This is a genomic window from Streptomyces sp. NPDC096136 (assembly GCF_044763325.1).
GTDB lineage: Bacteria > Actinomycetota > Actinomycetes > Streptomycetales > Streptomycetaceae > Streptomyces.
Window position 1 is genome coordinate 98,485 of sequence record NZ_JBIWFZ010000021.1, and the last position, 22,919, is coordinate 121,403.

General features: G+C 74.5%; 23 protein-coding genes. 8 read left to right on the top strand and 15 right to left on the bottom strand.

Annotated features, from left to right (window positions below; genetic code table 11):
- Positions 1-132 precede the first annotated feature (132 nt).
- A complete protein-coding gene (locus ACIRBY_RS31550) occupies positions 133-591 on the top strand; it encodes a cell division protein SepF (protein WP_403907056.1) in 459 nt (152 codons plus the stop codon).
- Between the two features lie 16 nt (positions 592-607).
- On the opposite strand, the gene ACIRBY_RS31555 is transcribed toward ACIRBY_RS31550, so the two are convergent.
- Both ACIRBY_RS31555 and ACIRBY_RS31560 read right to left on the bottom strand, forming a co-directional pair.
- Positions 608-1,801: an acyl-CoA dehydrogenase family protein gene (locus ACIRBY_RS31555; protein WP_403907059.1), complete on the bottom strand. Its 1,194-nt coding sequence runs from the start codon at positions 1,799-1,801 to the stop codon at positions 608-610.
- A 33-nt stretch (positions 1,802-1,834) separates the two neighbouring features.
- Positions 1,835-3,541: an MFS transporter gene (locus ACIRBY_RS31560; RefSeq protein WP_403907061.1), complete on the bottom strand. Its 1,707-nt coding sequence runs from the start codon at positions 3,539-3,541 to the stop codon at positions 1,835-1,837.
- A gap of 295 nt (positions 3,542-3,836) precedes the next feature.
- Here ACIRBY_RS31560 and ACIRBY_RS31565 point away from each other — a divergent pair, with 295 nt between their 5' ends.
- Together ACIRBY_RS31565 and ACIRBY_RS31570 are read left to right on the top strand one after the other, a co-directional pair.
- Entirely contained in the window at positions 3,837-4,973 is a 1,137-nt protein-coding gene (locus ACIRBY_RS31565) for a glycosyltransferase family 39 protein (protein WP_403907171.1), read from the top strand.
- A gap of 263 nt (positions 4,974-5,236) precedes the next feature.
- Positions 5,237-6,286 (top strand): phosphatase PAP2 family protein, encoded by a 1,050-nt coding sequence (locus ACIRBY_RS31570; RefSeq protein ID WP_403907063.1) that lies wholly within the window; start codon positions 5,237-5,239, stop codon positions 6,284-6,286.
- A 134-nt stretch (positions 6,287-6,420) separates the two neighbouring features.
- Here the strand turns inward: ACIRBY_RS31570 and ACIRBY_RS31575 are convergent, their stop codons facing one another.
- Positions 6,421-7,470 carry a helix-turn-helix transcriptional regulator gene (locus ACIRBY_RS31575; protein WP_403907066.1) on the bottom strand — a complete coding sequence of 350 codons (1,050 nt, stop codon included), beginning with the start codon at positions 7,468-7,470 and terminating at the stop codon, positions 6,421-6,423.
- A gap of 232 nt (positions 7,471-7,702) precedes the next feature.
- A complete protein-coding gene (locus tag ACIRBY_RS31580; RefSeq protein ID WP_403907068.1) occupies positions 7,703-8,470 on the bottom strand; it encodes a transglycosylase family protein in 768 nt (255 codons plus the stop codon).
- Positions 8,471-8,762: 292 nt separating this feature from the next.
- Here ACIRBY_RS31580 and ACIRBY_RS31585 point away from each other — a divergent pair, with 292 nt between their 5' ends.
- Together ACIRBY_RS31585 and ACIRBY_RS31590 are read left to right on the top strand one after the other, a co-directional pair.
- Positions 8,763-9,578: a hypothetical protein gene (locus ACIRBY_RS31585; protein ID WP_403907071.1), complete on the top strand. Its 816-nt coding sequence runs from the start codon at positions 8,763-8,765 to the stop codon at positions 9,576-9,578.
- A gap of 170 nt (positions 9,579-9,748) precedes the next feature.
- Positions 9,749-10,243, top strand: a complete 495-nt coding sequence (locus tag ACIRBY_RS31590; protein WP_403907074.1) for a hypothetical protein — start codon at positions 9,749-9,751, stop codon at positions 10,241-10,243.
- Positions 10,244-10,259: 16 nt separating this feature from the next.
- Here the strand turns inward: ACIRBY_RS31590 and der are convergent, their stop codons facing one another.
- The 4 genes from der to ACIRBY_RS31610 form a co-directional block, all read right to left on the bottom strand.
- Positions 10,260-11,723: a ribosome biogenesis GTPase Der gene (der, locus tag ACIRBY_RS31595; RefSeq protein ID WP_403907077.1), complete on the bottom strand. Its 1,464-nt coding sequence runs from the start codon at positions 11,721-11,723 to the stop codon at positions 10,260-10,262.
- A 75-nt stretch (positions 11,724-11,798) separates the two neighbouring features.
- Positions 11,799-12,482, bottom strand: coding sequence for a lysophospholipid acyltransferase family protein (locus tag ACIRBY_RS31600; protein WP_403907079.1), 684 nt, complete (start codon positions 12,480-12,482; stop codon positions 11,799-11,801).
- On the bottom strand, positions 12,443-13,144 hold the full coding sequence (gene cmk, locus ACIRBY_RS31605; RefSeq protein ID WP_403907082.1) for a (d)CMP kinase: 702 nt from the start codon (positions 13,142-13,144) through the stop codon (positions 12,443-12,445). Before cmk ends, ACIRBY_RS31600 begins: the two co-directional genes overlap by 40 nt.
- A gap of 141 nt (positions 13,145-13,285) precedes the next feature.
- Entirely contained in the window at positions 13,286-14,374 is a 1,089-nt protein-coding gene (locus tag ACIRBY_RS31610) for a prephenate dehydrogenase (protein ID WP_403907085.1), read from the bottom strand.
- Positions 14,375-14,530: 156 nt separating this feature from the next.
- On the opposite strand from ACIRBY_RS31610, the gene ACIRBY_RS31615 reads away from it, so the two are divergent.
- The 3 genes from ACIRBY_RS31615 (at position 14,531) to ACIRBY_RS31625 (ending at position 16,151) form a co-directional block, all read left to right on the top strand.
- Entirely contained in the window at positions 14,531-14,875 is a 345-nt protein-coding gene (locus ACIRBY_RS31615) for a DUF952 domain-containing protein (RefSeq protein ID WP_403907088.1), read from the top strand.
- Positions 14,876-14,961: 86 nt separating this feature from the next.
- Entirely contained in the window at positions 14,962-15,441 is a 480-nt protein-coding gene (locus tag ACIRBY_RS31620) for a Rieske (2Fe-2S) protein (RefSeq protein ID WP_403907089.1), read from the top strand.
- Positions 15,442-15,470: 29 nt separating this feature from the next.
- Entirely contained in the window at positions 15,471-16,151 is a 681-nt protein-coding gene (locus ACIRBY_RS31625; protein WP_403907091.1) for a DNA polymerase beta superfamily protein, read from the top strand.
- Positions 16,152-16,158: 7 nt separating this feature from the next.
- On the opposite strand, the gene ACIRBY_RS31630 is transcribed toward ACIRBY_RS31625, so the two are convergent.
- The 7 genes from ACIRBY_RS31630 to ACIRBY_RS31660 form a co-directional block, all read right to left on the bottom strand.
- Positions 16,159-17,175, bottom strand: coding sequence for an ADP-ribosylglycohydrolase family protein (locus ACIRBY_RS31630; RefSeq protein ID WP_403907094.1), 1,017 nt, complete (start codon positions 17,173-17,175; stop codon positions 16,159-16,161).
- Positions 17,172-17,942 carry an NUDIX hydrolase gene (locus tag ACIRBY_RS31635; RefSeq protein ID WP_403907173.1) on the bottom strand — a complete coding sequence of 257 codons (771 nt, stop codon included), beginning with the start codon at positions 17,940-17,942 and terminating at the stop codon, positions 17,172-17,174. Before ACIRBY_RS31635 ends, ACIRBY_RS31630 begins: the two co-directional genes overlap by 4 nt.
- Before the next feature lie 80 nt (positions 17,943-18,022).
- Positions 18,023-19,111 carry an AAA family ATPase gene (locus ACIRBY_RS31640; RefSeq protein WP_403907096.1) on the bottom strand — a complete coding sequence of 363 codons (1,089 nt, stop codon included), beginning with the start codon at positions 19,109-19,111 and terminating at the stop codon, positions 18,023-18,025.
- Positions 19,108-19,725 (bottom strand): nicotinamide riboside transporter PnuC, encoded by a 618-nt coding sequence (gene pnuC, locus ACIRBY_RS31645; RefSeq protein WP_403907099.1) that lies wholly within the window; start codon positions 19,723-19,725, stop codon positions 19,108-19,110. Before pnuC ends, ACIRBY_RS31640 begins: the two co-directional genes overlap by 4 nt.
- A 130-nt stretch (positions 19,726-19,855) precedes the next feature.
- Positions 19,856-21,100: a pseudouridine synthase gene (locus tag ACIRBY_RS31650; RefSeq protein ID WP_403907101.1), complete on the bottom strand. Its 1,245-nt coding sequence runs from the start codon at positions 21,098-21,100 to the stop codon at positions 19,856-19,858.
- Entirely contained in the window at positions 21,100-21,705 is a 606-nt protein-coding gene (gene scpB, locus ACIRBY_RS31655; RefSeq protein WP_403907103.1) for an SMC-Scp complex subunit ScpB, read from the bottom strand. Before scpB ends, ACIRBY_RS31650 begins: the two co-directional genes overlap by 1 nt.
- Positions 21,705-22,763 carry a segregation and condensation protein A gene (locus tag ACIRBY_RS31660; protein ID WP_403907106.1) on the bottom strand — a complete coding sequence of 353 codons (1,059 nt, stop codon included), beginning with the start codon at positions 22,761-22,763 and terminating at the stop codon, positions 21,705-21,707. The genes scpB and ACIRBY_RS31660 overlap by 1 nt, the downstream gene beginning before the upstream one ends.
- Between the last annotated feature and the right edge of the window lie 156 nt (positions 22,764-22,919).

Here is a 22,919-nt window from a genome sequence, read left to right on the forward strand (position 1 = left end):
CGGATGTTCTGCACCAGTCCCGTCACGAAACCCCTGCGCGGCGGCTATCCACTTGGCGCGTTGTCAGCATCATGGACGACCATAGGGGCAACGGAGCAGAAGACAGACTGGCCACGGTGAAAGGAGGCGTCCATGGGTTCGGTACGCAAGGCGAGCGCCTGGTTGGGTCTCGTGGAGGACAGCGACGACGAGCGGTACTACGACGACGACTACGCGGAGGCGGTGGACCGCCGGCAGGGCTCGGTCTCCGGGCCCGGCGACCAGTGGGTCACCGACCCCCGGGTCCGGGTGGCCTCGGAGTCCGCGGTCGAGCGCGGCCGGCGGATCGCGACGGTGACCCCCGACGGGTTCCGGGACGCCCGCGGCATCGGCGAGCTGTTCCGCGAGGGCGTCCCGGTGATCGTGAACCTGTCGTCCATGGACCCGACCGACGCCAAGCGCGTGGTCGACTTCGCGGCCGGCCTGACCTTCGGGCTGCGCGGCTCGATCGAGCGGGTGGCGACCAGGGTCTTCCTCCTGACCCCGGCCGACACCCAGATCGTCAGCGGTGAGGCGGGCGCCCGCTCCCGCGACTTCTTCAACCAGAGCTGAGCAAGGACTCGCCGGCCTAGCGGAAAGCGTCCAGCCCGGTGAGCGCCTTGCCCAGCACCAGCTGGTGCATCTCCACGGTGCCCTCGTAGGTGAGCACCGACTCCAGGTTGGTGGCGTGCCGCATGACGGGGTACTCCAGGGAGATCCCGTTGGCCCCGAGGACGGTCCGCGCGGTACGGCAGATGTCGATGGCCTCGCGGACGTTGTTGAGCTTCCCGAAGCTGATCTGCTCCGGCCGCAGGGTCCCCGCGTCCATGCGCCGGCCCAGGTGGTGGGCGAGCAGGATGCCCTTGTGGAGCTCCAGCGCCATGTCGGCCAGCTTGGCCTGGGTGAGCTGGAAGCCGCCGATGGGCCTGCCGAACTGCTCGCGCGTCCGCGCGTAGTCGAGCGCGGCCTCGAAACTGGCGCGCGCCGCGCCCATGGCCCCCCAGACGATCCCGTACCGCGCGTGGCTGAGGCAGCCCAGCGGACCCTTGAGTCCCGTCACGCCCGGCAGCACCGCGTCCGCGGGCAGCCGTACGTCGTCGAGCACCAGCTCGCTCGTCACCGACGCGCGCAGCGACCACTTGTGCTTGATCTCCGGGGCGGAGAAGCCCGCGCTGTCGGTGGGGACGGCGAAGCCGCGGATCCCCTCGTCCGTCTGCGCCCAGACGACGGCCACGGAGGCCACCGAGCCGTTGGTGATCCACATCTTGCGGCCGTTCAGGATCCAGTCGGAGCCCTCGCGCTTGGCGTGGGTGCGCATCGCGGCCGGGTCGGAGCCGACGTCGGGCTCGGTCAGGGCGAAGCAGCCGATCAGCTCGCCGGCCGCCATGCCCGGGAGCCAGCGCTGCTTCTGCTCCTCGGAGCCGTACTTCCAGATCGCGTACATGGCGAGGGAGCCCTGGACGGAGACCAGCGAGCGGATCCCGGAGTCGGCGGCCTCCAGCTCCAGGCAGGCCAGGCCGTACTGGACGGCGCTCGCGCCCGCACACCCGTAGCCGGTCAGGGACATGCCGAGGGCGCCGAGGGAGCCGAGCTCACGGGCCAGCTCGCGGATGCCGGGGAGCTCGCCGGCCTCGTACCACTGGGCGATGTGCGGCAGGACCCGGTCGGCGGCCCAGGCGCGGACGGTGTCGCGGACGGCGAGGTCCTCGGGGCTGAGCAGTTCGTCGAGACCGAGCGGATCGGTGGGGACGAAGGGGGTCTTCGGCGCGGACGACGCGGACAAGAGGGGCCTCCCGGCAGGCGCGTGGGGCGAAACCTAGCGGTGCAAGTTTGTCGCCGACCCCGCCCCGGGTCCACCCCCGACCGGAGCGGCGGGCCCCGCGGCCTGGGCGGGGAGGCGTACGGACGCCCCCGCGTCGGCGGCGGGGGCCGGAGCCTCCGCGACCGGGCCGCAGGCGGCCGGCTCGGCGCCGTCCATGGTGCGCGGCAGCTTCAGCGCCATCACCGCGCCCGCCAGCAGCAGGCCGGCGCTGACCACCAGGGTCACGTGCAGCCCGTGCACGAAGGAGTGCCGGGCGGCGGCGGCCAGGGACTGCCCCGCCGCGCCGCCGAGGTGGGCGGCGATCTGGTAGGCCTCGCCGAGGGAGTTCGCGGCGCCCGCCGAGTCCTCGGCCGGCACCCCCGGGACGCCGAGCAGGCCGGGCCGGTAGGCGGCGTTCATCACGCTGCCGAGCAGGGCGATGCCCATGCCCGCGCCGAGCTGGTAGGAGGTCTCGCCTATGGAGGCGGCCCCGCCGGCGGCCTCCACCGGGGCCTCGCTGAGCATGGACTCGTACGCCGCGAACAGGGTGGTCTGGAGGCCGAAGCCCAGCAGGACGAACCCGGCGGTCAGCAGCGCGGGCCGGTCGTGCTGGCCCATCAGCGTCAGCAGCAGCACCGCGCCGGCGGTCAGCACGAAGCCCAGCGAGACCATCGTCCGCGGGCCGACCCGCTGGAGGGTGTACGAGCCGGTGGCCCCGGCGGCCATCGCGGCGAAGGTCAGCGGCAGCAGCCGCAGGCCGGTCTCCAGCGGGCTCAGGCGCAGCACCAGCTGGAGGTACTGGACCGCGATCAGCTCCAGGCCGACCAGGGCCAGCATGGCGAGCACGATGCAGCCGACGGAGGTGGAGAAGGCGGCCCGGGAGAACATCCGCATGTCGATCAGCGGGTGCTCGCGCCGCTTCTGGCGGCGCACGAAGAGGAGCAGCAGCACTGTGCCGAGGACCAGCGGGACCAGCGCCTGGGGGTCGGCGAGCTGGCGCTCGGCGCCGATCCGCTTGACGCCCAGGACCACGCCGAGCACGCCGGCGGCGGCCATCAGCGCGCCCAGCACGTCCCAGGGGCCGTCGGCCGAGCCCCGGGACTCGGGCAGCAGCCAGCGGCCGAGGGGCAGGACGAGCGCCATGAGCGGGATGTTGATGAGGAAGACGGAACCCCACCAGAAGTGCTGGATGAGGAAGCCGCCCAGGACCGGTCCGCTCGCCGCTCCGATCGCGGCGACGGCGGTCCAGATGCCGATGGCCAGGGCCCTCTCCCGCCGGTCGGGGAAGACCTGGCGCAGGATCGACAGGGTGGCGGGCATGATCATCGCCCCGCCGACGCCGAGCAGGGCCCGGGCGCCGATCAGCACCTGGGCGTCGTCGGCGAGGGCCGCGATCGCGGAGGCCGCGCCGAAGAGGGTGTAGCCGAGGAGCAGGATCCGGCGGCGGCCGACGCGGTCGCCGAGGGTGCCGAAGAGGATCAGCAGCGAGGCGCACACCAGCGGGTAGGCGTCCACGATCCACAGCAGCTCCTGCGAGCCGGGGCGCAGGTCCTCGGTGACGGCGGGGACGGCGACGTGCAGGATCGTCGCGTCGAGCGCGACGAGCACCAGGCTGACGCAGAGGACCGCCAGGACGACCCAGCGGTTGGCGCCGCCGGAGGCCTCGGTGATCCGCTGTCTCAGGGAGGGCTTCCTGTCGCCGGCCGTGTTCGTCCCCGACATCCATGTACCTCCCAGGTGATCCCTCGCACTCGGCGGACCAGCGTCGTGTGGCGCCGCGGGGTGGTGCCCTGTGCGGCGTCCTACGGGGTCCGGCATCGACACGCGAGTGAAGGGTCAGCGTACGCGAGTTCGTGTGCCCGACACGTGGTCAAGCTCTCATCCCGGCGGCGGCCCCCCTGTGGTGTGCGCCACTCGCCCCGCTCCCCCCTCCCCCGGTGTACACGCCCGGTCACGGCCCGTGGTTCTGTTTCCGTCCCCGGTGGCGGCGCCGTCGATACTCGTCCACGTGACAACTGTGCCCGCCTCCGACGCTCCCCCCGAGTATCCCGGCCCCGGCCCGCGCCGGGCCGCGCCCGCGCTCGCCGCCTTCGCCGCGGTGCGGCTGCTCGGGCTGGCCGTGCTCGCGGTGTGGTCCGCCGCGGCCGGCAGCAGCCCCCACACGCTGCTGTCGGCGCGCTGGGACTCCCTCTGGTACGCCCGCATCGCCGCGCAGGGGTACGGGTACGAGGTGGTCCTGCCGAGCGGGGCCGTCCATTCCAACCTGGCGTTCTTTCCGCTGCTGCCGTGGCTGGAGCGGCTGGTGGCGGCGCCCTCAGGGCTCTCCTACGGTTCCGCCGGCCTGGTGGTGTCGGCGGTCGCGGGGCTCGCCGCGGCGTGGGGGGTCTTCGCCGTCGCGGACCTCTTGTACGGGCGGCGCGCCGGGGTGCTGGCGGTGGCGCTGTGGGCGGCGCTGCCGGTGGGGATCGTCCAGTCGATGGCGTACAGCGAGTCGCTGTTCACCGCCCTGGCCGCCTGGGCCCTGTACGCGGCGCTGCGCGGGCGCTGGCTCACGGCCGGCCTGCTCGCCGCGGGGGCGGGGCTGACCCGTCCGGTCGGGGCGGCGGTGGTCGCGGCGGTGTGGGTGGCGGCCGCGCTGGCGTGGCGGCGCGGGGAGCGCTCGTGGCGGATGGCGGCCGGGGTGGCGCTGGCCCCGCTGGGGGCGGGGGCGTACGCGCTGTGGGTCGGGGCCCGGACCGGCGGGGGGCTGACGGGCTACCTGGACGTGCAGGCGGGCTGGGGGAACGGCTTCGACGGGGGCTTGGCCTTCGCCCGGTTCATCGGGGCGCGGCTGGCCTCGTCCGCGTTCCCCGCCGGGGTGGGCCTGATCGCGGGCGTGCTGCTGGTGCTGTGGCTGTACGCGCTGTGCGTGCGCCGCCGCCAACCGGCCGTGCTCCTCGTCTACTGCGGGATCGTGGTGGCGCTGGCGCTGTGCGCCTCGGGGTACTTCGGCTCCAAGCCCCGGCTGCTGCTGCCGGCGTTCCCGTTGGTGCTGCCGCCGGCGGTGGCGCTGGCCCGGTGGCGGCCCGGGCGGGCCGCGGCCGTCGTCGGGGGGCTCGCCCTGGCCTCGGCGGTCTACGGGGCGTTCTGGCTCAACGGCTCGGGCCCGCCGTGACCGCCGGCGCCATCGGCCCTTGATCACGGAACGGAACATTCCAATCCATGATTGCGCAAAGGAATTGAGCTGCGACGATAAACCTGCCGTAAGCGCGCGGACAATTGGCCGCGCAGCACTCCGAGAGCTGTTTCCGGGGAGTTCCAACGAGGGGCGAAATAACGGGAATTAAGTCCCGCGTGAGACGCACTCCACATCACATGGTCATCACAAAGCGCGCGATTCGCACGGGCCGTGCTTCGCCGCGCGGTAACGTCGATTGAGTGCGTACCGATCAATTGCTGACCCGTCTGGAGCCGGTGTTCGCCCGGCTGGACCGGGAACCAGAGCGACCGGCTCATCTGCAGACTCCGCAGATGAGCCGGCACCGCATCGTGCTCCTCTCCGCGACCTTCGCCTTCTACGTGGCGATCGTCGTGGCCGTGCTGACGACGTCCTGGCTCGTCCGCCTGGACTGGCAGATCATGTTCTTCCGGCCCTACGAGCAGTGGCCGCAGATCCACGCCTTCCTCGACTACCTGGTCGTCCTCGGCCAGCGCGGCCCCACCGCGGTGATGGTGGCGGCCTGGCTCGGCTGGCGCTCCTGGCGGCAGCACACCCTCCGCCCGCTGATCGCCCTCGGCGTGGCCCTGCTGCTGCTGAACATCACCGTGGGCTCCGTGAAGCTCGGCCTCGGCCGGCTCGGTCCGCACTACGCCACCCAGATCGGCTCGGCCGAGCTCTTCGCGGGCGGCGATATATTTCCTTCCGGCCACACCGCCAACGCCGTCGTGACCTGGGGGATCCTGGCCTACCTGGCCTCCACCACGGTCACCCGGCGGGTGCTGTCGATCCTCTCCGGGGTGCTCTCGCTCAGCGTCGGCGCGACCACCGTCTACCTCGGCACCCACTGGGTGAGCGACGTCCTGCTCGGCTGGACCGCCGGCCTGCTGATCATGCTGGCGCTGCCCTGGTTCGAGCCGCTGATCGCCCGCTCCGAGGCGTACGTCTTCGAGCTGCGCGAGCAGTGGCGCCGCCGCCTGGAGGACGGCCGGGTCTCCGAGCCCGTCGCCGCCGCGCTCACCCCGCTGCTCTCGGCCGGCGGCAAGTGGCGGCCCCGGCGGGCCGACGCGGCCGAGGCGGCGCCCGTAGCCGCCCAGACGGCCGCCGGCGGGCACTCCCCCGCGCTGCGGCCCGGCCCGCACGCCCACCCGGTGTCGCGGCCCCACCTGATCCGCTCCGAGCGCACCCCGGTCACCCCCGCCGGCAGCCGCCGCCCGGCGCACACCGAGCGGGCCGCCGCCCGCAGCGCCCGCCCCGCCACCGGCGGCTGACGCCCCCGCGGGGCGGTACGCACACCCACCCCGCACCACGACGGCGGCCCGGTTCCACGAACCGGGCCGCCGTTCATATGTCCGGCGCGTCAGCAACGCGCCCGTACGTTCCTCCGTACCGGGTCACGCTTGTGTCACGGGTTGTCGACAGCCGCAACCGCCGAATCGCCCATTCCTTGGACGGAATTCAAATCCCCCCGAACCGAATTCCCCTTCTCACCCGCGCTCTCCAGCGCACGGCCGAGAAGGTCCCGCAGAGCCCGGATCCGATCGCCCAGCTCCGGCGGCTCCACCACCTCGAACTCACACCCGAGCAGCATGATGTGAATCACCAGAACGTCGAGGTTCACCGCCCCGGTGCGCAGCAGGCAGCCGTCCGCGCCGAGCGGCTCCAGCACCCCGTCCGCGGGGCCGACGACCCGCGCCGCCGCCTCGGCCGAAACCTTCAGCCGCACCACCGCCCGGGCGGCGTAGGCGCGCCCCGAGATCCCCTCGGAGACGTACGCGGCGAGGTCCTCGGCCGGGGCCGGACGCGGGGTGAAGCGCGGGCCGTGCGGCGGGCGGGGCTCGATCCGGTCGGCTCGGAAGGTGCGCCAGTCCTCGCGGTCGAGGTCCCAGGCGACGAGGTACCAGCGGCGCTCGGTGCACACGAGCCGGTGCGGCTCGACCGTCCGGCGGCTGAGCGCCCCGCCGTGGTCCCGGTACCCGAAGCGCAGCCGCTCGCCGTCCCGGCAGACGGCGGCGAGCTCGGTGAGCACGGCGGGGTCGACGGTGTCGCGGCCGGGCCCGCGGAGCATGGGCACGGTGAACTCGTTGAGCGCGGACACCCGTCCGCGCAGCCGGCCCGGCAGCACCTGCTCCAGCTTGGCGAGCGCCCGCACCGAGGCCTCCCCGATCCCCTCGACCCCGTTACCGGCGGCGGTGCGCAGCCCGACGGCGACGGCGACGGCCTCGTCGTCGTCGAGCAGCAGCGGCGGCAGCTCGGCACCCGCGCCGAGCTGGTAGCCGCCGCCGGTGCCGGGGCTGGCGTTGACGGGGTACCCGAGCTCCCGCAGCCGGTCGACGTCCCGCCGGACGGTCCGGGGCGTGACCCCGAGCCGCTCGGCCAGGTCGGCGCCGGTCCATTCGCGGTGGGCCTGGAGGAGGGAGAGGAGGCGCAGCAGCCGTGCGGAGGTCTCGAGCATCGGCCCAGTCTCCCCTCTCCGCCGCGGACTCCGTCCGTCGAGTGCCGGGCGGGGTCCCGCCCCTGGCCGGGTCCGGCCGTCAGCCGCGGACCGTCGGCGCTGCGCGGAGCGTGGTCCCCCACCCGCCCTTCCACCGTTCCCCGGGGCTCCGCCCCAGACCCCGCGCCTCAAGCGCCGGCGGGGCCGTTCACAGCCCCGCCGGCGCTTGAGGCGCGGGCGCGGAGCGCCGTGTCTACGGCCGCGCGGGAACCGGCCCCGGGGCGGTCGGGGACGAGGCCGCCGGAGCCGGAGTCGCCGAGGGCGTGGGGGTCGGCCGCGGCGGGGGCACGGGGGCCTGGGGCGTAGGCGTAGGCGTCGGCGTCGGCGTCGGCGTCGGCGTCGGCGTCGGCGTCGGCGTCGGGGCCGTGGGTGGGGGTGGGGGGAGGATGAGGAGGAGGCCGAGGGGGAGGGCCGACGGGTCCGGGCCGATCACGGTCCGGTTCGTGTCGTACAGGGTCCGCCAGCCCCCGGCGACGCGGTGGCGCCGCGCGATCCCCTCCAGCGTGTCCCCGCCCCGCACCACGTGCATCCGCCCGGCCAGCCCGTACCGCTTCGCGCACACCGGCCACGCCTCCCACCCCTGTGACCCGAGCACGTCCTCCGCGACGCGGATCTGCTGCTCCCGCGTCGCCAGGTCGGCCCGCGCCGCGTACGCGAGCCCCCCGTGCTCCACCCACGTCGGCTGCCAGAACTGCAGGCCCCCGTAGAAGCCGTTGCCCGTGTTCACCGACCAGCGCCCGCTGCTCTCGCAGTCGGCCACGCAGTCCCACGGCCACTCCCCGCCCGGCCCGCAGTCCCCCGGCCCGTGCCCGATGACGCCCGGCGAACCGGGATGCGCGGCCCCCGCCGGCCCGGGGGCGGGCGGGGGCGGCGCCGCGACCGCGCCGGCGCTCCACGGGAGTACGAGCACCAGCGCGGCGCAGACCGCGAACGCGGCCCGCCGGAGACGGACATCGGGCATCGCGCCACGCTACGCAGCCCCCGCCCGCCGCCCGGCCCGCCACGCGGCGGACCTCCGCGCCCCACCCGGACGGCCGACCGCCGCACCCCGCCCAAACAGCCAGCACCGGCCATCAACTGCGCACAACCAAGCAACAGTTGCCACAAAAAAGAAGCCGCCCCCGAGTGGTTCACTCGTTCGGGTGGCCGGTTCGATTCCGTTCCCTCGGACGGCGTGACCCCGGCCGAGCCTCGGGCGTTGATCCCGGCGAGCCGGGAACCCCCCGGCCTCCGCACGAATGAGGAGCCACCCCGTGCCGCGCATGCTCGACGTCAGTCTTGAGGTACGTGCCGAGATCGGTGACGAAGAAGCCGACAGGCTGCTCACCGGCGACGACGCCCCGGGCAGTTACGACTGCACCTCCTGCCGCACCCCCGGCGACCCCGAGACCGACCCGACGAGCACCGTGCTGTTCGTGGGCGAGGAGACGGCCGTCCTCGCCTTCGCCCACGCCGGCTGCATCCCCTCCCAGGTGGTCACGGTCTCCGAGGCCGAGCTCCAGGGCGCGGTCCGCAGCATCACCGGCGACAGCCCCGCCCCGGAGCGGGCGACCCCCGCGGGCGAGGTCCCGCAGAGCGTCCCCGGCGGCCAGGCCGTCCTCGGCATCACCAGCGGCCTGATCCTGATCAACGGCGAACTCCACCCCGCGCTGGTCGTCGAGCCGACCGCGCCGATCGCCCGCCCCGGCACCACCGGCCCCGGCGACGACTTCCTGCCGCTCCTCATCGAGCAGGGCTTCATCCCCGTCACCGACACCAACCAGGTGCCGTCCGCCCTGGACGGCTGGTCGGTCCTGCTCGCCGGCGGCCAGCTGCACGCCGTGCTCCAGCCCGGCGCGGGCGGCGGCCCCCAGGCCTCCTGGTGGCAGGCGCACCAGGCGCTGTCCGTCACCGACGGCTGGCGGGCCGCGGTCAACAAGACCCAGCGCGTCCTGGTCTACGCCGCCCCGGTCGGCTCCATCGGCCAGCAGCCGCGCGAGGACCTGCTCCGCGACGCCCTGGACAAGGCCGCGAGCAACGGCAAGCTCGTCGCGGCCTCCATGCCCCTCGCGGGTGCCCCGGGCGCCTGAGCCCGCCCCCTCCTTTTCCTCCCCGCCGGAAACGGCCGCCCGACCTCCCCGCGAAAGGGGCCGGGCGGCATGCGCCGGGGGTGCGCGGTCCGTCCCGCGCACCCCCGGCGATCTGCGTTTTACGCCCCGTCACCCCGCATCCGCAGGGCCACGGTTTCGTTGGCTGATACGTGCATGCATACGACCCCTCCCGCGCCCCGTCCCACCCGAGCAGCGTCCCCCCGATGCGCCCCGCACTGGACCGGGACCACGCTCCGGCCGCCTCGCACACCCCGATCTTCGACGCCCTGTACTCCGAGTACCTGCGCGCCTTCCGGGCCCTGCCGGGCGACCGGAGCGGCGAGGAGGACCTCGGCTTCACCGCCTTCTCGTACGGCTCCTCCTACGGGTACCCGTACGGCGGCTCCTACACCGGGTCCTCCGGCGTCTCCTACGGCAGCGGCTCGTACACCGCGGGGTGGAACGGTTCCGCATGGCAGCGGGACGACCCCTGGCAGCCCCCGTACCCGCCGGCGCCGGTCGTCCCCCAGCCCCTGTACGCCCATGCCGGCGCCACCGTGTCCGGGACCGCGGCCGGACCCGGATACGGCGACGGGCGGCAGCACCACACCGGGATGCAGCACATCCCGGCGGCCCTGCCGCCCGCTCCGCGCCGGGGCTACTGACCCCGGCGCGCCGCCGCTACTTCTTCTTCTTGTACTGGGCGCCGCGCTTCTCGCGCACCCGCACCGAGATGTGCAGAGGGGTGCCCTCGAAGCCGAACTCCTCGCGCAGGCGGCGCTCGATGAAGCGCCGGTAGCCGTGCTCCAGGAAGCCGGAGGCGAAGAGGACGAACCGCGGCGGCTTGCTGCCCGCCTGGGTACCGAACAGGATGCGGGGCTGCTTGCCGCCGCGGATCGGGTGCGGGTGCGCGGCGACGATCTCGCCGAGGAAGGCGTTGAGGCGGCCCGTGGGGACGCGCGTCTCCCAGCCCGCGAGGGCGGTCTCGATCGCCGGGACCAGCTTCTCCATGTGGCGGCCGGTCTTCGCGGAGACGTTGACCCGGGGCGCCCAGGAGACCTGCTGCATCTCGGTCTCGATCTCGCGCTCGAGGTAGTAGCGGCGCTCCTCGTCCAGCTCGTCCCACTTGTTGTACGCGATCACGATCGCGCGGCCGGCCTCGACGGCCATGGTGATGATGCGCTGGTCCTGGACGCTGATGTTCTCGGTGGTGTCGATCAGGATGACCGCCACCTCCGCCTTCTCGACGGCGGCGGCCGTGCGCAGCGAGGCGTAGTAGTCGGCGCCCTGCTGGAGGTGGACCTTCTTGCGGATGCCCGCCGTGTCGACGAACTTCCAGGTGACCCCGCCGAGCTCGATCAGCTCGTCGACCGGGTCGCGGGTGGTGCCGGCCAGCTCGTTCACGACGACGCGGTCCTCGCGGGCGACCTTGTTCAGCAGCGAGGACTTGCCGACGTTCGGGCGGCCGATCAGGGCGATGCGGCGCGGGCCCCCGATCGGGGCGCCGCCGAAGGTCTGCTCGGGGGCCTCCGGCAGGACCTCCAGGACGGCGTCGAGCATGTCGCCCGTGCCGCGGCCGTGCAGCGAGGAGACCGGGTACGGCTGGCCCAGGCCGAGGGACCACAGGTAGGCAGCGTCGGCCTCGCCGCTCTGGCCGTCGACCTTGTTGGCGCAGAGCACGACGGGCTTGCCGGCCCGGCGCAGCAGCTTGACGACGGCCTCGTCGCTGTCGGTGGCGCCGACCTTGGCGTCCACGACGAAGACGACGGCGTCGGCGGTCTCGATGGCGTACTCGGCCTGGGCGGCGACGGAGGCGTCGATGCCGAGGACGTCCTGCTCCCAGCCGCCGGTGTCGACGACCTTGAAGCGGCGGCCGGCCCACTCGGCCTCGTAGGTGACGCGGTCGCGGGTGACGCCGGGCTTGTCCTCGACGACGGCCTCGCGGCGGCCGATGATGCGGTTGACCAGGGTCGACTTGCCGACGTTCGGGCGGCCGACGACCGCGAGTACGGGGAGCGGTCCGTGGCCGGCCTCGCCGATGGCGTCCTCGACCTCGTCCAGGTCGAAGCCTTCCTCCGCGGCGAGCTCCATGAACTCCGCGTACTCGGCGTCGCCAAGTGCTCCGTGGTCGTGCTGGTCGTTCATGAAGTCCGTTCCTCGTCGTTCGTGGTGGTCGGTGGTACCCGCGCGGCGGGCGCCACTACTGGGTTCAAGTCTCGCTCAGCGGCCGGTGAGGCGCTTGGCGTCGGCCAGGTGGGCGGTCAGCCGGTCCTGGATGCGTACGGTGGCCGCGTCCAGCGCGGTCCGGGTGCGGCGGCCCGTGCCGTCCCCGGCCTCGAAGGCGGAGCCGAAGACGACGTCGACGCGGCTGCGCAGCGGCGGCAGGCCCTTGACGAGCCGGCCCTTGGCGTCGGTGCTGCCGAGGACGGCGACCGGCACGATGGGCGCGGCGCTGCGGACCGCGAAGTAGGCGAGCCCGGCGCGCAGGGAGGCGAAGTCGCCGTCGCCTCGGGTTCCCTCGGGGAATATCCCCAGGGCGCCGCCTTCGCCGAGGACGTCCAGGGCGCGGGTGATGGCGGTCCGGTCGGTGCCGGCGCGGTCCACCTTCACCTGCCCGATCCCCTCCAGGAAGGGACCGAGGGGCCCGACGAACGCCTCCTTCTTGATCAGGAAGTGCAGCGGCCGGGGCGCGGTGCCCATGACCAGCGGGCCGTCGAGGTTGTGGGAGTGGTTCACGGCCAGGATGACGGGGCCGGTGGCGGGTACCTTCCAGGCACCCAGCACGCGCGGCTTCCAGAGCCCGTACATGAGCCCGATCCCGATGCGTCTGCCGACCGCCGCGCCCTTGAGGGAGGGCGTACCGCTCACTTGCCCCGCCGCTCTTCCACCAGGGTCACGACGCACTCGATGACCTGGTCGAGGGTGAGCTCGGTGGTGTCCACCTCGACGGCGTCGCCGGCCTTGGCCAGCGGGGAGGTCTTGCGGCCGGAGTCGGCGGCGTCCCGCTTGATCAGGGCTTCCTTGGTGGCGGCGAGGTCCGTGGCCTCCTTGCCGCGCAGTTCGCCGCTGCGGCGGGCGGCGCGGGCCTCGGCGGAGGCCGTCAGGAAGACCTTGAGGTCGGCGTCGGGCAGGACGGTGGTGCCGATGTCCCGGCCCTCGACCACGATGCCGTCGGCCTGCTCGGCCGCCTCGGCGGCGATGGAGCGCTGGAGGTCGGTGATCAGGGTGCGCACCTCGGGGACGGCGCTGACGGCGCTGACCTTGGAGGTGACCTCCTGGGTGCGGATCGGGCCCGAGGCGTCCAGGCCGTCCACGGTGATGGTGGGCGCGGAGGGGTCCGTCCCGGAGACGATGGCCGGCTTGCCGGCGGCGAGGGCGATCGCCTGCGGGTCGTCGGTGTCGATGCCGTTGGTGATCATCCACCAGGTGATGGCCCGGTACTGGGCACCGGTGTCCAGGTAGCGCAGCCCGAGCTTGGCGGCCACGGCCTTGGAGGTGCTGGACTTGCCCGTGCCGGAGGGACCGTCGATGGCGACGATCACGGCGGACGGAGCTACGGATTCCACGGTGCGGGCACCTTCCTGGTTGCGCGGACGAGTCCGGGCGCGCCAATAGCGCCCCTCCCCAGGTTACCGGCCCCGCGCACCCGCCGGTCCCGGGCGGTCGGCGGGGCCCGCTGCGCCAGGGCCCCGGGCACCGCCGGGGCCCTACTGCTGGCGCAGGGACCAGCCGCGTTCGCGGAGCTCGGTGGTCAGGGCGGCGACGGCCCGCGGCTCGACCATGAGCTGGACCAGGCCCGCCTGCTGGCCGGTCGCGTGCTCGATCCGCACGTCCTCGATGTTGACCCCGGCCCGGCCGGCGTCGGCGAAGATCCGCGCCAGTTCGCCGGGCTTGTCGCTGATGAACACCCCGACCGTCTCGTAGGCCGTGGGCGCCGCGCCGTGCTTGCCGGGGACCCGCACCCGTCCGGCGTTGCCCCGCTTGAGGACGTCCTCGATGCCGGCGGCGCCACCCCGGCGCTTGGCCTCGTCGGCGGACTGGAGGCCGCGCAGCGCCTCCACCGTCTCCTCCAGGTCGGCGGCGATGCCGGCCAGGACGTCGGCGACCGGGCCCGGGTTGGCGGAGAGGATCTCCACCCACATCCGGGGGTCGGAGGCCGCGATCCGGGTCACGTCGCGGATGCCCTGGCCGCACAGCCGGACCGCCGTCTCGTCCGCCTCCTCCAGGCGGGCGGCGACCATGCTGGAGACCAGCTGCGGGGTGTGGGAGACGAGCGCGACCGCCCGGTCGTGGGCGTCGGCGTCCATCACCACGGGGACGGCCCGGCACAGGGCGACGAGCTCCAGCGCCAGGTTCAGCACCTCGTGGTCGGTGTCCCGGGTCGGGGTCAGCACCCAGGGGCGGCCCTCGAACAGGTCGGCCGTCGCGGCCAGGGGGCCGGAGCGCTCCTTGCCGGCCATGGGGTGGGTGCCGATGTAGGCGGAGGTGTCGGCGCCCAGCGCGGCGAGCTCGCGGCGCGGTCCGCCCTTGACGCTGGCCACGTCCACGTAGGCCCGGGCCAGCCCGCGCCCGATGGCGTCGGCCAGTGCGGCGGCCACGTGGGCGGGCGGCACGGCGACGATCGCGAGGTCGACCTGGCCCTCGGGGGCGTCGTCGGTGCCGGCGCCGAGGGCGGCGGCGGTCCGGGCCTGCGCCGGGTCGTGGTCGATGAGGTGGACGGCGATCCCGCGGGCGGTCAGGGCGAGCGCCGCGGAGGTGCCGATCAGTCCGGTTCCGATGACGGCGGCGGTTCTCACGGGGCGCTCCAAGGTGATCGCTGACGGCTGGTCCTGACTCAGGGTAGCCAGCGGATACGCCTCCGGTCCCCTGCGGTCCGCCCTGTGGACGGCGGGCGACCGACACGCGCCGCCGCCCGGTGCGCCTCCGGGGCCCCGGTCCGGTAGAACGACGGCATGATCTTCCACATCGTCCCGCTCGCGGACTGGAGCGCCGCCCCCGGGCTCCCGTACGCCCCGCCCTCGCTCGCCTCCGAGGGGTTCGTCCACTGCTCGGCGGACCGCCCGACCGTCCTGGCCGTCGTGGGGTCCCACTACGGGGAGGTGCCCGGTCCCCTGCTCGCCGTGGAGCTCGACGAGGCGGCCCTGACGTCGGAGGTCCGCCGCACGGGCGGCCCGCAGGACCCGTACCCGCACGTCCACGGGCCGTTGAACCGGGACGCCGTGCTGCGCGTGTGGGAGGTCGTACGCACGCCCGGCGGCGGCCCGGCGGAGCTGACCCCCTGGCACCGGGGCGGGTGAACCGGAGTGGCGGGCTTCTGCCGGAGCCCGTCGCGCGCCAGGATGCTGCCCGCCGCCCCCGCCACCGACCGAACCACGGAGCTCCCATGACTGAGTCACAGACCGCCCGGCGCACGGTACTCGCGGCCGGAGCGGCCGCCCTGGCCGGCGGCACGCTCGCCGCCTGCGGAGGCGGGGCGGAGAAGTCCGCCACCGAGCCGGCGGCCCCGTCCGCCCAGCCCTCGGCCGCCGCGTCGGCGGCCTCCTCGCCGGAGGCGTCCGCCCCGCCGAAGTCCGCGAAGGCCCTCGTGGCGGCCTCGAAGGTGCCGGTGGGCGGCGGCACGGTGCTCAAAGAGGAGAAGCTGGTGGTGACCCAGCCGACGGCCGGGTCCTTCCGCTGCTTCTCGGCGGTGTGCCCTCACCAGGGGTGCCTGGTGAACAAGGTCGCGGACGGCACCATCGACTGCCCGTGCCACGGCAGCAGGTTCCAGGTCGGGGACGGTGCGGTGACCCACGGTCCGGCGACGCGCGGCCTGGAGGAGAAGAAGATCACGGTGGCCCCGAACGGCGAAATCTCACTCGCCTAGCCGGGACCCGGCCGCCTACCCTCCCCCGCATGGACGACCTCACCCTGGTCCGGGACCACACGATCTACGCCTGCGTGATGGGCTCCCGCGCCTTCGGGCTGGCCACGGAGGCGAGCGACACCGACCGGCGCGGTGTCTTCCTCGCCCCCACGCCGCTCTTCTGGCGGTTCGAGAAGCCCCCCACGCACGTGGAGGGGCCGCGGGAGGAGGAGTTCTCCTGGGAGCTGGAGCGCTTCTGCGAACTCGCCCTGCGCGCCAACCCGAACATCCTGGAGTGCCTGCACTCCCCCCTGGTGGACCGGCTCACCCCGGTGGGCGAGGAGCTCCTCTCGCTGCGCGAGGCGTTCCTCTCCCGCCGGGCCCACGCCACCTTCACCCGCTACGCCGTCTCGCAGCACCGCAAGCTCGTCGCGGACGTCCGCCTGCACGGCGCGCCCCGCTGGAAGCACGCCATGCACCTGCTGCGCCTGCTCCTGTCCTGCCGCGACCTGCTCCGCTCGGGCCGCCTGGACATCGACGCCACCCCTTACCGCGACCTCCTCCTGGCGGTCAAGCGGGGCGAGCTGACCTGGGAGGAGACCGACGCCTGGATGACCCGCCTGACGGAGGAGTCCGAAACGGCCCTCACCACCACCTCCCTCCCCGCCGACCCCGACCTCGCCCGGGTCGGGGCCTTCCTCCACCGGACCCGCCTCGCCTCTGCCCGCTAGGGTCGGCTCAGGCGTCCCAGAGGGTGCCGAAGGCGAGGAGTTCCTCGCGGTATTCGATGCCGCCCTCCCAGTCCCGGGGCCAGGCGTCGGCGCCGAGGTGGGCGCCCGCGAAGGCGCCGGCCAGGCAGGCGAGGGAGTCGGAGTCGCCCGCCGTGCAGGCCGCGCGGCGCAGGGCCAGCAGGGGTTCGTCCGGGAAGAGCAGGAAGCAGTGGAGGGCGGTGGCCAGGGCCTCCTCGGCGATCCAGCCCTCGCCGGTGGCCAGGCAGGGGTCGGTCTCCGGGGACGGGGTGCGCAGGGCCGCCGCGAGCCGGTCCAGGACGGCCAGGCAGTCGTCCCAGCCCCGGGCGATGAAGGACTCGGGCGAGGCGTCGGAGGCGGTGCGCATCCAGAGGTCGCCGAGCCAGCGCTCGTGGTAGCGGGTGCGGTTCTCCAGGGCGTACGAGCGCAGCCGCCCGACCAGGCCCGTCACCTCGGTGCCCTGTGCCAGGAGGTGGACGGCGCGGGCGGTCAGGTCGGAGGCGGCGAGGGCGGTGGGGTGGCCGTGGGTGAGGGCCGACTGGAGCTGGGCGGCGCCGGCGCGCTCCTCGTCCGTCCAGCCGGGGACCAGGCCGACGGGTGCGACGCGCATGTTGGCGCCGCAGCCCTTGGAGCCGGTCTGGCTGGCGTCCCGCCAGTCCCGCGCGGGGTCGTTCAGCAGGCCGCAGGCCACCAGGCAGGTGCGGCCGGGGGCGCGGTTGTTCTCCGGGGAGTGGTACCAGTCGACGAACTCCTCGCGGACCGGCCGGGCCAGGCGCAGCGGGCCGACGGGGCCGCGCTCGGAGGCCGTCCGTATGCCGCGGGCCAGGGCCAGGGTCATCTGGGTGTCGTCGGTGACGATCGCCGGGCGGGGCAGGCGCATCTGCCGCCAGGGCCCGGTCTTGGCCAGGATGGACGGGACGTCGTTGAACTCGGTCGGGAAGCCGAGGGCGTCGCCCAGGGCCAGTCCGATCAGGGCGCCGGTCGCGGCGCGCTTCGGGGCGCTCACAGGGTCGGTCCTTCCGTGGGTCGCAGCAGGGGCGGGTGGAGGGTGGTCGCCGGTCCGGCCCGGTAGAGGGCGGCCGGTTTGCCGCGGCCGCCGGTGAGCCGGGCGGCTCCGGGGACGGCTTCGACGAAGCCTGGGGTGGCGAGCACCTTGCGGCGGAAGTTGGGGCGGTCGAGGCCGGTGCCCCAGACGGTCTCGTAGACGGCCTGGAGTTCCCCGAGCGTGAACTCGGGGGGGCAGAAGGCGGTGGCGAGGCAGGTGTACTCCAGCTTCGCGCCCACCCGCCGGCGGGCGTCGGCCAGGATCCGCGCGTGGTCGAAGGCGAGCCCCGAGGCCTCCGCCACCGGAACCCAGCGCGCCCGGTCGGCGTCCCCGCCGCCCCGCTCGGCCGGCTCCGGCAGGTCGGGGACGAGCGCCGTGAAGGCGACGGAGACCACCCGCATCCGGGGGTCGCGGTCGGGTTCGCTGTAGGTGCGCAGCTGCTCCGGGTGCAGGGACCGGACCAGCTCCGGCGGCAGGCCCGTCTCCTCGGCGAGCTCGCGCAGGGCCGCCGTCTCGGCGGACTCCCGGGGCAGTACGAAGCCGCCGGGCAGCGCCCAGGCCCCCGCGTAGGGGTTCTGGGCGCGCCGGATCAGCAGGACGTGCAGGACGCCGCCGCGCACGGTGAGCACGGCCAGGTCGACGGTCACCGCGAACGGCTCGAAGGCGTACGGATCGTAGGGCGCGGCGGCCTCCGGTCCGGGCCCGCCACCGGCCGGGACGGGACGCACACCGCCCGCGCCGCCGGCCCCGGCAGCCGGCCCGGGGCCCGTCGGGCGGTGGCGGCCGCCGGGGTCCGCCGCCGGGGCGTTCACCGGCGCTCCGGGAGCGGGGCGGTGAAGTGCCAGCCCTCGGCCAGGAGGCCGTCGACGGCCGCCACGGCCTCCTCCAGCCGTGCGCGCCGGTCGCCGCCCACGACCAGGAAGCGCCGCCCGGTACGGGCGAGCTCCCGCCGGAAGCGGGCGGTCATCCAGGGCCTGAGCTGCGGCCCGTCGCGCAGCCCGTCGTCCTCGAAGGGGACCCCCTCGTGGTCCGTCAGCAGGTACAGGTCGCGCCGGGTCCGCGCGGCGATCCGCTCGACCTCGCGGTTGCGCCCGCCGACGTAGCGCTCGTGCCAGATGCCCGTGGCGAAGGAGTCCGTGTCGCAGAAGAGCACCGGGGAGCCGAGCCGGGCGGCCCGGTCCTCGTCGGCGTCCTGGCGGCGGGCGATCACCGGGAACTCCCGCGAGGTGAAGGACACGTCCTCCCAGGAGGCCGACGGGTCCGCCGCGCGGGCCGCGGCCAGCTTCTCCTCGCTGTACGCGCGCCCGTACTCGGCGACCCAGCCGGTCTTGGCCCACACCCCGCCGCGCCGCCGGTAGTGCGCGGCCAGCTCCCGCGAGAGGGTGGTGGTCCCGGTGGACTCGGCTCCGAGCACGACGACCCGCCGGGTCAGCGCGGCCCGGACGGCCGGTCCCAGGAACTCCCAGCAGCCGGCGGGGTCCGCCCGTACGGCCGTCCCGGAGACCGGGAACAGGGTGCGCGCCGGGTCGACGCAGACCTCCTCGGCGCCGAAGCGCCGGGCGAGCTCGGTGCCGTACTCCTCGGAGGTGAAGACGGCGTCCACGGGCCGGCCGACCGCCGCCCGGAAGATCGCCATGTGCGCCTCCCAGACCGCCGGGTCGTGCAGGTCGACGGGGACGTCGTCGACCGCGCCGACCACGTCCGCGCCGGGGTGCTCCTCGCGCATCCAGGCGACCCGGTCGGCGAGCGGCACCGACTCCACGGAGGCGGCGCAGACCAGCACGGTCAGCCGCTCGCACTGGTCCTGGGCGGTGCGCACGAGATGGTGGTGGCCGGCGTGCGGCGGGTAGAACTTGCCGAGCACCAGCCCGTGCCCGAACCGCCTTCCGCCGCTCATGCCGAGGCCCCCGCCGCCGTGGCCGTGCGGGCGGCGCCGCGCGCCGGGAGGGCGCGACGCCAGCCGAGGAACCCGGCCACGCACAGGGCGAGGAAGCCGACGTAGAGGACCGAGGTCAGGTACAGCCCCTTGTAGGCGTACAGCGGGACGTAGACGAGGTCGGCGGCGATCCACAGCCACCAGGACTCCAGGAGCTTGCGGCACTGCCCGTAGGTGGCCATGAGCGAGAGGGCGGTGGTGAGCGCGTCCCAGAAGGGGACGGTGGAGTCGCTGGCCCGGCCCAGCAGCAGGGTCAGCGCGGCCGCCCCCACCGCCCCCGCCGCGAGCAGCCGGAGCCATTCGGCGCGCGTGGTGCGGCGCACCGGCAGGGCCTCGGCGGTTCCTGGTCCACCCCCGTGGGTCCAGGACCACCAGCCGTACGCGGCGAGGGCGATGAAGACGATCTGCAGGCCGGCGTCGGCGTAGAGGCCGGCCTGGGTGAACAGGACGATGAAGAACACGTTGTTGGCGATGCCGACCGGCCAGTTGGCGACGTGCTGGCGGGCCACCAGCCAGACGCACAGGGCGCCCGTGGCGAAGCCCAGGATCTCGGTCCAGCTCAAGTACCAGCCCATGGGGCCACCCGCTCCCTTTAATAGTCAGGTTGACTATAAACAGGCGGGGGCCGCTCCGACAAGCCGCGCGGGAACGCGGAAGCCCGCGGTGCCGGGGGCACCGCGGGCTTCCGTACGGGTCTCGGGGCGGCTAGAGGCCGACCTCGCGCATGAGCATGCCGACCTCGGTGTTGGTCAGGCGGCGCAGCCAGCCGGACTTCTGGTCGCCGAGCTCGATCGGGCCGAAGGAGGTCCGGACGAGCTTGTCGACCGGGAAGCCGGCCTCGGCCAGCATGCGGCGGACGATGTGCTTGCGGCCCTCGTGGAGGGTCACCTCGACCAGGTAGTTCTTGCCGACCTGGTCGACGACGCGGAAGTTGTCGGCGCGGGCGTACCCGTCCTCCAGCTCGATGCCGTCCTTGAGCCGCTTGCCGATGTCGCGGGGCAGGGAGCCGGTGATCGCGGCGACGTAGGTCTTCTGCACGCCGTACTTCGGGTGCGTGAGGCGGTGGGCCAGCTCACCGTGGTTGGTGAGGAGGATGATGCCCTCGGTCTCGGTGTCGAGCCGGCCGACGTGGAAGAGGCGGGTCTCGCGGTTGGTGACGTAGTCGCCCAGGCACTGGCGGCCGTCCGGGTCCTCCATCGTGGAGACGACGCCGGCCGGCTTGTTCAGCGCGAAGAACAGGTACGACTGGGTGGCGACGGTCAGGCCGTCCACCTTGATCTCGTCCTTCGGCTGGACGCGCTTGCCCTGCTCCGTGACGATCTCGCCGTTGACCTCGACGCGGGCCTGCTCGATGAGCTCCTCGCAGGCGCGGCGCGAGCCCATGCCGGCCCGGGCCAGCACCTTCTGCAGGCGCTCGCCCTCCAGCTCGGCGCCGGGGAAGGTCTTCGGGGTGCGGATCACCGGCTTGTCGGCGTACCGGTCGCGCACGCGCTCCTCGATCCGCGCGTCCAGCTCGCGCGGGCGGGACTGGCCGCTGCGGCTGCCCGGGCCGCGGCGCGGGCCGCCGGCGCCGCCGATGCCGGGGGTCTTGGAGGTCTTGGGGCCGCCCTTGGCACCACCGCGCGCCGCCGCGCCACGGGCGCCGCCGCCGCTGCGGCCGCTGCGCTCGCCCTCGGGGCCTACGTCGTAGCGGCGCTCCTCGGGGCGCGGGTTGCGGGGGCGCTGGGGTGCCTGGTCGCGGTCGCGGTCGCGCGAGCCGCCCTGGCCGCCGGAGGAGCCGCGGTAGCCGCCGCCGCTGCCCGAGCCGCCGCCGGAGCCGCCCCGGTAGCCACCGCCGCCGCTGCCGCCACCGCGGTAGCCGCCGCCACCGGAGGAGCCGCCGCGGGCGCCACCGCGCCCGCCGCCGCCGCTGTTCCTGTTGCCACCGTTGCCGTTGCCGCTGCTTCGCATCAAAGTTCCGTCGTCTTGTCGTCGTCTACGTCAGTGTCCGGTGCGTCCGGATCGAACGACGGCACACCTTCTTGCGTCTCGGCTTCGATCGCGTCCGCCTCGGGGAGGAAGGGCGCGAGCTCCGGGAGCTCGTCCAGGCCGCGCAGGCCCATCCGCTCCAGAAAGTAGTTCGTCGTCCTGTACAGGATCGCACCTGTTTCGGGTTCCGTGCCCGCCTCGGCCACCAGACCCCGCTGGAGCAGGGTCCGCATGACCCCGTCGCAGTTGACCCCGCGGACCGCCGAGACCCGCGAACGGCTCACCGGCTGGCGGTAGGCGACGACCGCGAGGGTCTCCAGGGCCGCCTGGGTGAGCCGGGCCTGCCGGCCGTCCAGGACGAAGGACTCGACGGCGTCCGCGTACTCGGGCCGGGTGTAGAACCTCCAGCCCCCGGCGACCAGGCGCAGCTCGAAGCCCCTGCGCTGGGCGGTGTACTCGTCGGCGAGGGCGGCGAGGGCGTCGGCGACCTCGCGGGGGGTGCGGCCGAGCACCTTGGCGAGGTGGTCGGCGGTCGCGGGCTCGTCCACCACCATCAGGACGGCCTCCAGGGCCCCCTTCAGCTCCATCAGTCCCGTACCTCCACGACTCGGTCGAACTCGTCGGTCACCGTCGGCATGCCGTCGCCGTCCCCGCCGCACCAGCGGACGGTGAGGGTGAGCAGGGCCTCCTCCTGGTCGAGGACCACGGCCTTCTCCCGGTACAGCTCCAGCAGCGCCAGGAAGCGGGCGACGACGGTGAGGGTGTCCGGGGCGTCCTCGGCCAGCTCCCGGAAGGTCGCCTCGCCGCGCGTCTTGAGCAGGCGTACGACGAGACCCGCCTGCTCGCGGACGCTGACGAGCGGGGCGTGGATGTGGTCGACGTAGACCTCCGGCCTGGCCCTGGGCTGCATGGCCCGGACGGCGAGGCGGGCCAGGCCCTCGGCGCCGATGCCGAGGACCACCTCGGGCAGCAGCTCGGCGTGGTGCGGCTCCAGCCCCACGGTCCGGGGGAAGCGGCGGCCCTCCTCCTCGGCGCGGTGCTCGAAGATCTCGGCGATCCGCTTGTACGCCCGGTACTGCAGCAGCCGGGCGAAGAGCAGGTCCCGGGCCTCCAGGAGCGCGAGGTCGGCCTCGTCCTCGACCTCGGCGGCGGGGAGCAGCCGGGCCGTCTTGAGGTCGAGGAGGGTGGCGGCGACGACGAGGAACTCGGTGGTCTGGTCGAGGTCCCAGTCGGGGCCCATGGCGCGGATGTGCGCCATGAACTCGTCGGTGACCTTGGAGAGGGCGACCTCGGTGACGTCGAGCTTGTGCCGGGAGATCAGCTGGAGCAGCAGGTCGAAGGGGCCCTCGAAGTTGTCGAGCCGCAGCGTGAACCGGCCGTCGCCCCCGGCGGCGGGTGCGCCGTGCGCCCCAGGGACCGTCGCCGCGTCGGGGGCCGTAACGGTCGCGTCGGGGGCCGTAACGGTCGGCTCGGGCTCCGGGAGCTGCTGTGGCGGCTCTGCGGGGCCGTCGGCGGCCCCGTGGCCGCGCCGTGGGACGTCGTCGCCCTCCGGGGCCCCTCGCCCCGCAGCGGGCGGCTCAGCGGGCTCCGGCGGGGTGCCGGGGCCGTGGCCCAGGGGGCGGCGGGGGGTGTGGTTCGGGGGCATGCGGGTCCAGGGTGGTGCGGGTGGCGGCCGGGCGGCACTGGCAGCCTAGGCCCTGGCCGGGCGTTTCCCGGTCCACCGCCGGTCGCGGGGGACGGTGCCGCTGCGCGGAGCGGTCCCCTGCCCGCCCTTCGCCCGTTCCCAGGGGGCTCCGCCCCC

Coding starts and splice junctions, on each gene's coding strand:
- pnuC (WP_403907099.1), bottom strand. CDS start 19,725: ATGGGCTGGTACTTGAGCTGGACCGAGATCCTGGGCTTCGCCACGGGC.
- ACIRBY_RS31580 (WP_403907068.1), bottom strand. CDS start 8,470: ATGCCCGATGTCCGTCTCCGGCGGGCCGCGTTCGCGGTCTGCGCCGCG.
- ACIRBY_RS31620 (WP_403907089.1), top strand. CDS start 14,962: ATGACTGAGTCACAGACCGCCCGGCGCACGGTACTCGCGGCCGGAGCG.
- scpB (WP_403907103.1), bottom strand. CDS start 21,705: ATGGAGCTGAAGGGGGCCCTGGAGGCCGTCCTGATGGTGGTGGACGAG.
- ACIRBY_RS31575 (WP_403907066.1), bottom strand. CDS start 7,470: ATGCTCGAGACCTCCGCACGGCTGCTGCGCCTCCTCTCCCTCCTCCAG.
- der (WP_403907077.1), bottom strand. CDS start 11,723: ATGAACGACCAGCACGACCACGGAGCACTTGGCGACGCCGAGTACGCG.
- ACIRBY_RS31625 (WP_403907091.1), top strand. CDS start 15,471: ATGGACGACCTCACCCTGGTCCGGGACCACACGATCTACGCCTGCGTG.
- ACIRBY_RS31550 (WP_403907056.1), top strand. CDS start 133: ATGGGTTCGGTACGCAAGGCGAGCGCCTGGTTGGGTCTCGTGGAGGAC.
- ACIRBY_RS31615 (WP_403907088.1), top strand. CDS start 14,531: ATGATCTTCCACATCGTCCCGCTCGCGGACTGGAGCGCCGCCCCCGGG.
- ACIRBY_RS31660 (WP_403907106.1), bottom strand. CDS start 22,763: ATGCCCCCGAACCACACCCCCCGCCGCCCCCTGGGCCACGGCCCCGGC.
- ACIRBY_RS31560 (WP_403907061.1), bottom strand. CDS start 3,541: ATGTCGGGGACGAACACGGCCGGCGACAGGAAGCCCTCCCTGAGACAG.
- ACIRBY_RS31650 (WP_403907101.1), bottom strand. CDS start 21,100: ATGCGAAGCAGCGGCAACGGCAACGGTGGCAACAGGAACAGCGGCGGC.
- ACIRBY_RS31640 (WP_403907096.1), bottom strand. CDS start 19,111: ATGAGCGGCGGAAGGCGGTTCGGGCACGGGCTGGTGCTCGGCAAGTTC.